The organism is Paenibacillus pasadenensis (assembly GCF_002864175.1).
Classification (GTDB): domain Bacteria; phylum Bacillota; class Bacilli; order Paenibacillales; family Paenibacillaceae; genus Paenibacillus_O; species Paenibacillus_O pasadenensis.
Genome location: NZ_NFEZ01000004.1, coordinates 799,070 through 811,417, shown reverse-complemented (window position 1 = coordinate 811,417; position 12,348 = coordinate 799,070). Strand labels below are relative to the sequence as shown.

Here is a 12,348-nt window from a genome sequence, read left to right as displayed (position 1 = left end):
CTCAGACGCCTCCCGCTGCCGCCGACTGCTTCTGCATCGCGTTCATGCCGAGAATGACCGCCGCCCACTCCAGCGGCGGCACTTGGCATTCGCCGCACTCGAGGCGGAAAGCTCCGGCCGACATCCAGCCGCTCACCCGCTCGAAGCGGCCCACGATCCGCCCGTCCTCGTCGGCGATCTCGTACTCTTTGGACATCGCGGGCGACGTCAGCTGGTAGACGCCTCGACCGTAGCTGTCATATTCGAAGCGCTTGGAGAAAAAGGCCATCCGCCAGCGCAGCTGTCCGATCTCCTCGCCGCCGGCCTGCAGCACCCTCCACTTGCTCGAAAAGGCCAGGAACCTGCCTTCGTACAAGCTTTCGCCCGCTGCGCCGAAAATCTCCAGCGAGGAGCCGAACGCGCTCCTCAGGTCGACCTTGCCGATCGGCCGGCCGGACGCGTCCATGATCTCGGTTTCGCCGGAGCTGAAGAAGTTGTCCCGGAAATAAAGCTCCATCTCACTCATCCTCTCCAAATCTAGTCATCTGGATAAATTCCCTTGCTTCACTAGATTATACCATCTCCATCGCGATCGCCCCACCCTCGCTGCCGGCATCCCGGCAAAAAACGCGCAGGGATTCGGAAGCGCTTCCGCGAATAAGATGGCAGTGAGTCATCGCAGATCCTTCCCCGCCTACCTAGACGAAAAAGGAGCTGACTGAAGCATGAGCTGGAACCTGGTCGAAGCGCTCGAGAACAGCGCGGCAAGCTTCCCGGAACGGGAAGCGTACGTCTACCGAGGAGCAAGCGCCACCTATGCGGAGCTGATCGAGCAGGTGCGCCGCTGCGCCGCCGGCCTGGCCGCCGAAGGCATCGCCAAAGGCGACAAGGTCGTGCTGCTGCTCGGCAACGCCCCGGAGTTCATCGCCTCCCTCTACGGCGCGCTCGCCCTCGGAGCGATCGTCGTGCCCGTCAATCCGACCTATACGGCGGATGAGCTCGCGTACATCCTCGCCGACAGCGGAGCCCGCGCCGCGATCGCCGCCGCGCCGCTGCGGCCGCTGCTCGCCGCCCTGCAAGCCCGGCTGCCCCGCCCGATCCAGCCTTTCTACGTCGGCGAAGAAGAAGGCGAGGATTCCTTTGCCCGTCTGCTGCAGCTCGGCGCCGGACATCTTGAATCCGCTTACATCGACGAAGAGGACACCGCCGTCATCCTCTACACCTCGGGCACGACCGGCAAGCCGAAGGGCGCGATGCTGTCCCATCGCAATCTGGCGACAAACGCCGAATCGGTCTATACGATGTTCGAGCTGACCGAAAACGAGCGCGCCGTGGCCGTGCTGCCGATGTTCCACATCTACTCCCTGACCGTCTGCCTGAACGCTCCGCTCGCGGTCGGCGCCTGCATCGTCATCCTCCCGCGCTTCCATCCGGTGGAGACGATCGCGGCGATCCGCGAGCAGCGGGCGACGATGTTCTCCGGCGTGCCGACGATGTACGCCTACCTGCTGCAGGTGCCGGACGCGACGGCCGCCGACTTCGCCACGCTCCGGCTCTGCTCCTCCGGCGGCGCCTCGCTGCCCGTGGAGATGCTGCGCAAGGTCGAGGAGCGGTTCGGCGTCGTCATCTACGAGGGCTACGGCCTGTCGGAAGCGGCGCCGGTGACGGCGTTCAATCCGCTCGGCGGCAAGCGCAAGCCGGGCTCGGTCGGCGTCGACATCCCGCGCGTCACGAACCGCATCGTCGATCACCAGGGCAACGAGGTGCCGCGCGGCGAGATCGGCGAGCTGATCGTGCAGGGGCCGAACGTCATGCAAGGCTACTACAAGCTGCCGGACGCCACGGCCGAGGCGCTGCGGGGCGGCTGGCTCCATACCGGCGACATCGCCCGCATGGACGAGGAAGGCTACATCTATATCGTCGACCGCATGAAGGACATGATCAACGTCGGCGGCTTCAACGTCTATCCGCGCGAGGTCGAGGAGGTGCTCTACCGCCATCCCGGCGTCTTCGAGGCGGCCGTCGTCGGCGTGCCTGACGAGACGCTCGGAGAGGCGGTCAAGGCGTACGTCGTCCGCAGCGACGAGGCGCTGACGGCCGAGGAACTGGCCGCCTTCTGCAGCGGCAGCCTCGTCAAGTACAAGCGGCCGACGGCGATCGAGTTCCTCGCCGAGCTGCCCAAGAACAGCTCCGGCAAGACGCTGCGGCGGGCGCTCAAGGAGAAGGCCCAGCAGCCTCCTTCGGCGCAGGCGTAGGCCGCAACGGATCGGATCGGCAGTCAAGCCGATGCTGCTGTCGATGCCTATGCGGCGGTTCGGACGCCGGCGGGAGCGGTCGATGCGGAAGATACGAAGAGCCGGTAGAAGGGCAGACGGACAGCCGCCTGCTGCCGGCTCTTATTCTTTATTTAGAATATTCCTTGACAGGAATATTCAAATGAAGCTATAGTGGATTCATGGCTAACGCATCCATGGAACTTGCACCGACTACTTTTCGAGGAGGAATGGGATCATGACCACGAGCATGCGGATCCGGGTCGAGGGCAATCAGTTCATAATGGAGAGGACCTTCGGCGCTCCGAAGGATCTCGTATTCCGCGCTTTTACCGAAGCCGAGCATCTGAAGAAATGGTGGGGACCGCGCGGCTGGACGCTGACAAGATGCGACATCGACTTCCGCCCCGGCGGCGTCTGGCATTACTGCATGAAGTGCGAGGATCCGGCGCAGGGCGACTTCTACGGCATGGAATCCTGGGGCAAGACGATCTATAAGGAAACGAATCCGCAAGACTTCTATTCCTGTACGGACTACTTCTCGGACGAGGAAGGCACGATCAACGAGGAGCTGCCTCCGTGCTTCACGGAGCTGGAGTTCGTGGAGCGGGACGGCTCTACGACCGTCATCAACCGCAGCCGCTACGAGACGGCGGCGCAGCTGCAGTCGGTCATTGACATGGGCATGGAGCATGGCGTCCGCGAAACATGGGACCGGCTCGAGGAGCATCTGGCCGCCGTTCAATCCGCCTGAACCGGACGGGCCGAGGCGAACCGGCTGCCGCCGCCCGCCGGCGGCGATGCGGCTTCGTCCCGGTCCGGACCCCACATCGGATTCGGGCCGGCATGCCGGGGGAATCCGCTCTTCTTCGGGAAGAGAATGTTATCCGTTGACGCGCGGAGGCGGCATTGGTACGGTGGACTTGTACTCCCCGAACCTATCCCCCATGCAAAGGCGGAGATCCCCCATGCCCCAGCCCGCAGTCTCGATCCTGCTTCTCCTGCTCGCGCTCCTGCTCGTCCTGGCGGCCGTCCTGCTCGTGCGGGCAGCGCGGTTCCGGCCCGATGCGGCCGACCTCGCGCCCCATGCCGGCGGCGGCGAGCCGATCCCTGTCGACGCGGACGCCGCCGCCGGCAGGCTGTCCCAGCTGATCCGCAAGCGCACCGTCTCGAGCCGCGAGCCGTCATCGGCCGACCGCGCCGAGTTCCGCTCGCTGCTGGATCTGCTGCCGGATCTCTATCCCGCCGCCCATCGGGCGCTGGAGCGGGAGATCGTGAACGGCCGCACGCTGCTCTACCGGTGGCAAGGGGCTGAGCCGGAGGCGCCGACCGTGCTCATGTCCCATTTTGACGTCGTGCCTGCGGAAGAAGAGGGCTGGCTCCATCCGCCGTTCTCCGGCGAGATCGCGGACGGACGCGTCTGGGGGCGGGGAGCAATTGATACGAAAGGCACGCTCGTCTGCATTCTCGAGGCGGTCGAGCAGCTCGTCGCCAGCGGCTTCAAGCCGAAGCGCGACATCTACCTCTCGTTCTGCGACGACGAAGAGATCGCGGGCGACGGCGCGCCGACCCATGTGCGCCTGCTGCAGGAGCGCGGCATCCGGCCCGGCCTCGTCGTCGACGAGGGCGGCGCCGTGGTGGAGAACATCTTCCCCGGGGTGCGCGGACCGATCGCCGTCGTCGGCGTCGCCGAGAAGGGCGTCAGCGACTTCGAGCTGGTCGTGCGCGGCGCGGGCGGACATGCCTCCGCCCCGCCCCGCCTCGGTCCGGCGTTCCGGCTGGCGCGGGCGATCCAGCGGCTGGAGCGGCGGCCGCCGAAGCCGTTTTTCCCGCCGCCGACGCTGGACATGCTCGATACGCTCGGACGGCGCTCCTCGTTCGGCTACCGGATCCTGTTCGCCAATCTATGGCTGCTGCGTCCGCTGCTGGCGCGCTTGTTCCACCGGCTCTCGCCGGAAACGAGGGCGCTCAGCTCGACGACGATCGCCGTGACGACGCTGCAGGGCAGTCCGGCCGCCAACGTCCTGCCCGCCGAGGCGAAGGCTGGCGCCAATGTGCGCGTCGCCGTCGGAGAAACGGCCGCAGGCGTCGCCGCGCGCATGCGGCGGGCGATCGCCGACGATGCCGTCGAGCTCCGCATCGTGCGGGCGGGCGATCCTTCGCCCGTCTCGACGACGCGGGAGGAGCCGTACCGGATCGTGGCCGCGGCGATCCGCGGCACGTATCCCGAGGCGGCCGTGACGCCGTACGTCATGCTCGGAGGCAGCGACTCGCGGCATTTCGCCGCGGTGTGGCCGTATGTATACCGTTTCACCCCGTACGAGCTGAGCCGCGAGGAGCGCGAGACGATCCACGCCGCGAACGAGTCGCTGCCCATCCGCAAGCTCGGCAAAGGCATCGAGTTCTATATCCGCCTCATCCGCAGCGTGTAGCGGACAGCAAAGAAGCGAAGCCCGACCTTCCGGGCTTCGCTTCTTTGTCGTCGTCGGCCGAGGCATGGAGGCGCGCCTGACGACGGGTTCGGCGCGAGCGCTAGGGCGTGTTTGCATACTCCGAAGGGAGCCGATAGGGCCGAATTTTTGGTCCTTGCGAGGAACGTAGGCGAAGGCGTACCGGGGGTACGTCGAGTCTGCGTGACAAAGCAGGGGGCAAAAAGGCGGTGATAGATGCCCCTGAGCGGGTTTGCAAACACGCCCTAGAACAGCAGGCTGAACAGCACGAGCAGCACGACCGCATACGACGCGATCGAAGCGGCGATGAACGCGAAGCGCCGCTCCTGGCGCACCTCGAACAGCTCCGCCGCGCCCGTCACCGTCGTCGCCAGCGTCACGAGCAGCGTGACGACGAGCAGCAGCAGCGACAGCCGGATGCTCGCCAGCGCCGCGATGCCGGCTGCGGCGAAGCCTGCGCCCGACAAGAGCTGCATCGCGCCGAGCGGCACGGCAGCCTGGAGGAGGCTGCGCTTGCGGCTGCCGAAGCGGCTGCCGAACAGGTACAGGCTGCCCAGCAGCGCCGCCAGCGACAGCGCTCCCCCGAGCAGCATCCTCAGCGCGAGGCCGAAGTCAAAGCCCGGCTCGTAGGCGAACAGGCCGCCGAAGCCGAACAAGCTGTAGAACAGCCCCTGCAGCGCCTTTTGCATGAACAGCGTCCAGACCAGGAAGCCGAGCACGGATGCGCCGAGGCCGATCCAGCCGTAAGCCGAGTCCCGCTCCGGCTCCTCCCGCAGCCCCTGCAGCGGATCGCGCAGCAGCGCGGCCAGACGGCGGCCGTCCACCTGCTTGAGGCGCGCCGCAGCCGCGCCGCCCATGCCCTTGGCCGAAGCGCCGCCTTGGGCCGCCAAGGACGCAGCCGCTTCATGCTCGGCCGCGAACGGCGGCGCGGATCGGCCGTAAGACGGCGGACGCTCCTCTTCCTCGCGGAGATCGGCTGGAATCGGACGGTTTTGCGGATCAGTAGACATGACTTGAAATCCTCCCTTTTTATGGTCGATTAAGGGGAATATCGGCAATTCCGCCTCTGTCCGACACCTCGATCTGCTTGCGGGCGATAGCGCCTTTCCGATTCGTCGCGGCTCCGAGGCCCTCCGGACCGGTTTTCCTGTGTTCCCGCTTCTTTCCCGTGCTATAATGCGGGATGAAAACATGGAAGAAAGGCGGATTGACATGAAAGCATGGCTCATCGCGGCTGCGGCCGCGCTCGCCTTCGCGGCGCTCGCGCTCTGGGCGCCGATGGACGGCACGGCACCGATCGACGATTCCATCCGCGGCTCCTGGTCGCTGACGGCGGAGGAGCAGCCCGCCGCCGCCATGGAGGCGCTCAACAAGCTCGGCTCGACAGCCGTCTTCGCCGGAGCGACGCTGCTGGCCGCGGCGCTGTCGTGGGCATTCGGACGGCGGCGCCAGGCCGTCGTCGTCATTGGCACGGTGCTGGCCGCCCTGCTGCTGAACAGCGGGCTCAAGGAGTGGCTTCAGCGCCCCCGCCCGGAGCACGCCGGCTGGATCGAAGCGAGCGGCTACAGCTTCCCGAGCGGCAACGCGATGGTCGGCATGGCGCTGTACGGCCTGCTCGCCGTCATCGCCTGGCGCGGAGCGCGCAGCGGCTGGCTGAGGCTGGCAGCCGCCGCGGCCGCCGTCCTCGTCATCGGCGCCGTCGGCTACTGCCGCCTTTATTTCGGCGTCCACTACGCGACGGACATCGCCGCCGGCTACGCGGCCGGACTGTTCTGCGCGGCGGCCGGCGCCGCTCTGCTCGGGCCGGGCGGCTCCCGCAGCTCCGCGCTGCGCCGCCGCGGATCGCATCCGACGTTCCCGGGCTAGGACGGCGGCCGCCGCCCCTCGCCGCTTGAAGCCGCGCCAAAAGCCGCATGCGCTTGAACCGCATGCGGCTTTTTGGCGCGGCTGGCCAAGCCTTGCCCGGCAGCGCCTCCCCGCCGCCCGCCCTCGGCTGCTGTTCGAATCCGCGTTCCCGCTATATAATCTGTGTAAACGGTTGCAGATGCAGCCGCAACATTCGCCGCCATGGAGGAACGCTCATGCCAACGCCCAAGCTCGACCCCAAGTCTCCAGCCGAGCCCAAGTCCGCTTCCCGGCTCGTCCTGCCCCTGCTCATCGCCCTGATGGGGCTGATCTACATCTTCGCCGTTCCGTTCGAGCCGGAAGCGCTCAAGCTGACGTTCAAGCTCGTCCCGATGGCGCTCATCTTCGCCTACGCCTGGACCCGTCTGCCAAAGCCAGCCGACCGCCGGCCATGGCAGACGCTGGGGCTGATCGGCCTCGTCTTCTGCGCGGTCGGCGACGGCACGCTGCGCTGGTTCGTGATCGGGCTGAGCGCCTTTCTGATCGGCCATCTGTTCTATCTGTCGTCGTTCCTCCTGCGCATGCGCTTCTCGCCGCTGCGGATCGCCGCGCTCCTGCCGCTGGCCGCCTACGGCATCTTCATGGGCATGCGCCTCGTCGAGGCGCTGCGCGGCAGCGGCCAGACCGGCCTGATCGTTCCCGTCATCGCGTACGTCGCCGTCATCTCGCTGATGGCCTGGTCGGCCATCCAGACCGGAGACCGCCAGGCGATCGCGGGCAGCCTGCTGTTCGTCGCCTCCGATTCCATCCTCTCCTGGAACCTCTTCGTCGCGGACGTGCCGTTCTCCCATGCGCTCATCATGCTGACCTACTACGGCGCCCAGTTCCTGATCGCCGGCAGCCTGAGCTCCCGCGGCTCAGACGCCGCGCCGGCCCTTCGACGCTAGGCGGGCGGCTTGGCGGAGCTCCCTCGAAGGCGGCTCGGCCGCCTGGCCTCCATGCCGATCCCGGCCGGCCGCATGCGCCCTCGGGCCGCCGACGCCAGTCCGTCCCCTCCCGTCATTCGGCCCCTTTCACGCCCAGGGGGCCTTTTTTTGCCATTCCGGCCGCCCGAGCCCCTCCTCCTCCCTCTCCCGCCGTTTCTCTCTCCGATCCTTCTATCGCCTCTTCCTTCCCTCGCATTCCCTATCTATTGGAGGTTTGAAGAAGGTATAATGGAACGATGCCTAGATTCCATCCGGGAGGTGAGGACGCTTGAGAATTCAAAGCAAGATCAGCTCGCTTGTCGTCGTCCTGACCTTGACATATTTCATCGGATTGGCTTGGATTCAAGCCGATCCCGTACTGACGGCCGTCTCTACGGCCGTCGCCGCCGCCGGCATCGCCGCCTCCGCCTGGCATAGCCGGAGCCTCGGCCGGCGGATGCGCGCCGGCTTGGCCGAGACCGCCGGCATCGCCGAGCGCATCGAGCGCGGCGAGCCGGTCGCGTCCGCCGCCGCGGATGCGCCAGCGGACGAGCTCGGGGCCATCGCCGGCTCGTTCCGTCAGATCGCCCGCAGCCTGCATGTCAAGACCGAGCAGGAGCGGACGCTGCGCCTGCAAGCCGAGGAGGAGGCCTGGCTCAACGCCCGCGTCTCGGAGATGGCCATCCTGCTGCAAGGCTCGATCGAGGTGGGCGCGGCTTCCCGCATCTTCCTCGCCAAGCTCGCCTCGTCGGTCGACGCGAGCTGCGGCGCTCTCTACGCGCTGCGTCCCGACGGGGCCTACCATGCGGCCGCCGGCTACGCGCATGACGAGGCCGAGCTGCCGTCCGAGCCGGTGCGGCTCGGACAAGGACTCGTCGGCCAATGCGCGGAAAACCGCGCGATGATCGAGCTCGCCGAGGTGCCGCCGGGTTATATCCGCGTCCGCTCGGGACTCGGCGCCGCCGAGCCGGCCGCCCTGCTGCTCGTGCCGATCCTCTACGAGGACAAAGCCGTCGCCGTGCTGGAGCTGGCTTCTTTCCGCGGCTTCAGCGGCAAGGAGCGCCAGCTGATCGGCCGCGTCGGCGCGGACATGGGCATCCTTATCAACACGCTCGCGGACGTCGCCCGCATCGACGAGCTGCTGCGCGAGACGCAGCTCCAGAAGGAGGAGCTCGAGTCCCAGACCGAGGAGCTGCAGGTCCAGGCCGAGGAGCTGCAGCTGCAGACGGAGGAGCTGCAGGCCCAGACCGAGGAGCTCAAAGCCCAAACGGACCAGCTGCATCGTCAGTCGCTCGATCTGGAGGCGTCCAACGAGCAGCTGCGGCTGCAGGCCGAGGAGCTGCGCGGGCAGACGGAGCAGCTGGAGGCGTCCAACCGCTCGCTGCTTGCCCAGACGGAGCTGTCCGAACGCCAGAAGCTGGAGATTCAGGCCCAGGCGGAGGAGATCCTGCTCGCCGCGCAGCATAAGTCCGAGTTCCTCGCCAACGTCTCGCATGAGCTGCGCACGCCGCTCAACAGCCTGCTCATCCTCTCCCAGATCCTCGCGGAGAACAGGCCGGGCAACCTTGTCGGCAAGCAGCTGGAGTACATCCATACGATTTATTCCTCCGGCAAGGACCTGCTGCAGCTGATCGACGAGATCCTCGACCTGGCCAAGCTCGAGACCGGGAAGATGACGCCGGTCATCGAGCCGACCGAGCTGCAGGACATCGCCGGCCGGCTGTACCGCATGTTCGAGCAGCAGGCGCAGAGCAAGGAGCTCGCGTTCGACATCCGCATCGCGCCGGACGCCCCGGATTCCATCGATACCGACGGCCACCGGGCGCAGCAGATTTTGCGCAACCTGCTGTCCAACGCCCTTAAGTTCACGGACGAGGGCTCCGTCGCCTTGAGCATCCGCAAAGGCGCGGCCGCAGCCGACGAGGTCGTCTTCGAGGTCGAGGATACCGGCATCGGCGTGCCGACCGCGAAGCTCGAGTCGATCTTCGAAGCGTTCCAGCAGGCGGACGGCGCGACCAGCCGCAAGTACGGCGGCACGGGACTCGGCCTGACGATCAGCCGCGAGCTGGCCGAGCTGCTCAGCGGGCGCATCGAGGCGGAGTCGACGCCGGGACAGGGCAGCCGGTTCCGGCTCGTCCTGCCTGCTCGCCAGAGCGAGGCCCGTGCCCAAGCCGCCGCGGCGGCGCAGGCCACGATCTCGATCGCCGAGAAGGCGAAGGCTCCGGCCGCCGCCAAGTTCATGGAATCGTTCGTGCCGGACATCTCGATCTCCAACCCGAAGCTGCTGCAATTTTCGGAAATGGAGGACGATCGGGACCGCATCGAGCCGGGCGACGCCGTGCTGCTCATCATCGAGGACGACGCGGCCTATGCCGCGATCCTGCTGAAGCTCGCCCGAAACCGCGGCTTCAAGGCGCTCGTCGCCTTCCAGGGCGACCAAGGGCTCGCGCTCGCCCATGCGTACAAGCCCGACGCGATCGTGCTCGACACCGACCTGCCCGTGCTCGACGGCCGGTCGATCATCAGCCGGCTCAAGAGCCGTCCGGAGCTGCGCCATATCCCGGTCCACGTCATCTCGACGGAGGATCGGGACCAGCAGACGCTCAGCCTCGGCGCGCTGTCCTTCTGGAAGAAGCCGAGCGGCGAGGACGAGCTGGCGACGGCGTTCCTCGAGATCGACTCCTACATCCGCCGCAAGGAGAAAAGCCTGCTCATCGTCGAGGACAACGCCGACCTGCGGCATAGCCTCGTCGCCTATATCGGCCACCCCGACGTCCGCATCACCGCCGTCGGCAGCGGACGGGAGGCGCTGGAGCAGCTGATGATGCAGCATTTCGACTGCATGGTGCTCGATCTCGGCCTGTCGGACATCTCCGGCTTCGACCTGCTGGAGCAGGTCAAGACGAACCGCAAGCTGCAGACGCTGCCGACGATCATCTATACCGGCAAGGAGCTGAGCCGCCAGGACGAGCAGAAGCTCAAGCAATACGCGGAGAGCATCGTCATCAAAAACGTCCGCTCGATGGAGCGGCTCTACGACGAGACGGCGCTGTACCTGCATCGCCGCACCGCGGACCTGCCGCCGGACAAGCGGCAGCTGATCGAGAAGCTGCATGATCCCGCGGCCGCGTTCGAGGGCAAGCGCATCCTCATCGTCGACGACGACATGCGCAACATCTTCGCCCTCTCGAGCGTGCTCGAGGGCTACAACATGGACATCAGCTTCGCCCAGAACGGACGCGAGGCCGTGCGGCTGCTGCGCGAGACGCCGGATGTCGAGCTCGTCTTCATGGACATCATGATGCCGGAGATGGACGGCTACGAGACGATGCGCGCGATCCGCTCCGATCCGGCGTTCCGGACCCTCGCCATCATCGCGCTCACCGCGCGGGCGATGGAGGAGGACCGGATCCGCTGCCTCGACGCCGGCGCCTCCGACTACATGCCCAAGCCGATCAATACGACGCAGCTCGTCACGATGCTCAAGACTTGGCTGATCAACTAGAAAGAAAGGCGGTGCCCCATTGCACAGGCAATCGGATATTCCCGTCAACATCCTGCTGGTCGACGACCGGCCGGACGAATACACCTCGATCGCGGCGCTTCTGCAGGACCGCCCTTACAAGCTGCTCGGCGCGACCTCCGGCATGCTCGCGCTCAAGGCGCTGCTGGAAAACGACATCGCCCTCATCCTGATGGACGTCCTCATGCCGGACATGAACGGCTTCGAGACCGCGCGCCGGATCAAGATGCGCAAGAAGTCGCAGGACATCCCGATCGTGTTCCTCACCTCGCTCACCTCGGAGCTGGAGGATTATATGAAGGCGTACTCCGCCGGCGCGATCGACTACATCACGAAGCCGCTTCATCCCGACATCCTGCTCAGCAAGATCGACGCCTTCGCCAGCTTTTATCTCGCGCGCAAGGAGCTGCAGCTCAAGAGCGACCAGCTGCTGCTGCGGACGCAGGAGCTGGAGGCGCGCAATCGCGAGATGACCGCGCTCAAGGAGCAGGCGGAGGCGGCGCTGCGGGTCAAATCGGGCTTCCTGGACATGATCAGCCATGAGATCCGCACGCCGCTCGGCGGCATCCTCTCGATGTCCGAGCTGATGCTCGAGGGCAATCTGCCGGAGGAGGAGCGGCATCATGCCGAGGTGATCCATAAAAGCGGCCAGGGCCTCATGACGATCGTGAACCAGATCCTCGACTATTCCCGGATGGAAAACGGCAAGATGGAGCTGCACCGCCAGCCGTTCGAGCTGGAGGTCGTGCTCGGCGATACGCTCGACCTGTTCCGTCCGATGGCCGAGGAGCGGGGGCTCAGCCTGGAATCGTACGTCGCCCCTTCCTTGCCGCGCACGCTGATCGGGGACGCCGGCCGTCTGAAGCAGGTGCTCTCCAACCTGATCGCCAACGCGATCCGCCACACCGAGGCGGGCGGCGTGAAGGTGTACGTCAACGAGCGCGGAGCGTCGGACGCATCGTTGCAGCTGGAGTTCGTCGTGGAGGACACGGGCATCGGCATCCCGCCGGACAAGATGGACCTGCTGTTCCAGCCGTTCATCCAGCTCGACGCCCCTTCGGCAAAGCGCGGCGGCACCGGCCTCGGCCTGTCCATCAGCAAGACGCTGGTCGAGCTGATGGGCGGCACGATCAGCGCCTCGTCGCAGGTCGGAGACGGCACGATGTTCATCTTCACGATCCTGGCCGCGCTTTCGCTGGACGGCGACAGCGCCGAGGAGAAGGCGGAATGAAACAAATGGAGCGCAGGATGTTATCCTGCGCTCCATTTGCATGAAAAAACATCGACTTCCCATCACGCGCCGGCATGCCGTC

Annotated in this window: 9 protein-coding genes; 7 read left to right on the top strand and 2 right to left on the bottom strand. The window is 66.4% G+C overall.

Going from position 1 to position 12,348, the window contains the following annotated elements:
- Window position 1: 1 nt before the first annotated feature.
- Entirely contained in the window at window positions 2-496 is a 495-nt protein-coding gene (locus B8V81_RS13190; protein WP_101808519.1) for an LURP-one-related family protein, read from the bottom strand.
- Window positions 497-704: 208 nt separating this feature from the next.
- On the opposite strand from B8V81_RS13190, the gene B8V81_RS13185 reads away from it, so the two are divergent.
- From B8V81_RS13185 to B8V81_RS13175, 3 genes are all read left to right on the top strand, one after another.
- On the top strand, window positions 705-2,234 hold the full coding sequence (locus tag B8V81_RS13185) for a long-chain-fatty-acid--CoA ligase (protein ID WP_101808518.1): 1,530 nt from the start codon (window positions 705-707) through the stop codon (window positions 2,232-2,234).
- Window positions 2,235-2,490: 256 nt separating this feature from the next.
- Entirely contained in the window at window positions 2,491-3,006 is a 516-nt protein-coding gene (locus B8V81_RS13180) for an SRPBCC domain-containing protein (protein ID WP_101808517.1), read from the top strand.
- 214 nt (window positions 3,007-3,220) lie between these two features.
- Window positions 3,221-4,684: a M20/M25/M40 family metallo-hydrolase gene (locus B8V81_RS13175; RefSeq protein WP_180968445.1), complete on the top strand. Its 1,464-nt coding sequence runs from the start codon at window positions 3,221-3,223 to the stop codon at window positions 4,682-4,684.
- 263 nt (window positions 4,685-4,947) lie between these two features.
- Here the strand turns inward: B8V81_RS13175 and B8V81_RS13170 are convergent, their stop codons facing one another.
- Entirely contained in the window at window positions 4,948-5,712 is a 765-nt protein-coding gene (locus tag B8V81_RS13170; RefSeq protein WP_101808515.1) for a hypothetical protein, read from the bottom strand.
- A 202-nt stretch (window positions 5,713-5,914) separates the two neighbouring features.
- Here B8V81_RS13170 and B8V81_RS13165 point away from each other — a divergent pair, with 202 nt between their 5' ends.
- The 4 genes from B8V81_RS13165 (at window position 5,915) to B8V81_RS13150 (ending at window position 12,266) form a co-directional block, all read left to right on the top strand.
- On the top strand, window positions 5,915-6,568 hold the full coding sequence (locus B8V81_RS13165; RefSeq protein ID WP_052333495.1) for a phosphatase PAP2 family protein: 654 nt from the start codon (window positions 5,915-5,917) through the stop codon (window positions 6,566-6,568).
- Between the two features lie 215 nt (window positions 6,569-6,783).
- Window positions 6,784-7,494 carry a lysoplasmalogenase gene (locus B8V81_RS13160; RefSeq protein WP_052333494.1) on the top strand — a complete coding sequence of 237 codons (711 nt, stop codon included), beginning with the start codon at window positions 6,784-6,786 and terminating at the stop codon, window positions 7,492-7,494.
- A 307-nt stretch (window positions 7,495-7,801) separates the two neighbouring features.
- Window positions 7,802-11,017, top strand: a complete 3,216-nt coding sequence (locus B8V81_RS13155) for a response regulator (protein WP_244912759.1) — start codon at window positions 7,802-7,804, stop codon at window positions 11,015-11,017.
- A gap of 19 nt (window positions 11,018-11,036) precedes the next feature.
- On the top strand, window positions 11,037-12,266 hold the full coding sequence (locus B8V81_RS13150) for an ATP-binding response regulator (protein WP_052333493.1): 1,230 nt from the start codon (window positions 11,037-11,039) through the stop codon (window positions 12,264-12,266).
- Window positions 12,267-12,348 lie beyond the last annotated feature (82 nt).

What these genes read in the sequence shown, in the direction of transcription:
- B8V81_RS13190 (WP_101808519.1), bottom strand. Translation starts at nt 496, where the DNA reads ATGGAGCTTTATTTCCGGGACAACTTCTTCAGCTCCGGCGAAACCGAG.
- B8V81_RS13185 (WP_101808518.1), top strand. Translation starts at nt 705, where the DNA reads ATGAGCTGGAACCTGGTCGAAGCGCTCGAGAACAGCGCGGCAAGCTTC.
- B8V81_RS13180 (WP_101808517.1), top strand. Translation starts at nt 2,491, where the DNA reads ATGACCACGAGCATGCGGATCCGGGTCGAGGGCAATCAGTTCATAATG.
- B8V81_RS13175 (WP_180968445.1), top strand. Translation starts at nt 3,221, where the DNA reads ATGCCCCAGCCCGCAGTCTCGATCCTGCTTCTCCTGCTCGCGCTCCTG.
- B8V81_RS13170 (WP_101808515.1), bottom strand. Translation starts at nt 5,712, where the DNA reads ATGTCTACTGATCCGCAAAACCGTCCGATTCCAGCCGATCTCCGCGAG.
- B8V81_RS13165 (WP_052333495.1), top strand. Translation starts at nt 5,915, where the DNA reads ATGAAAGCATGGCTCATCGCGGCTGCGGCCGCGCTCGCCTTCGCGGCG.
- B8V81_RS13160 (WP_052333494.1), top strand. Translation starts at nt 6,784, where the DNA reads ATGCCAACGCCCAAGCTCGACCCCAAGTCTCCAGCCGAGCCCAAGTCC.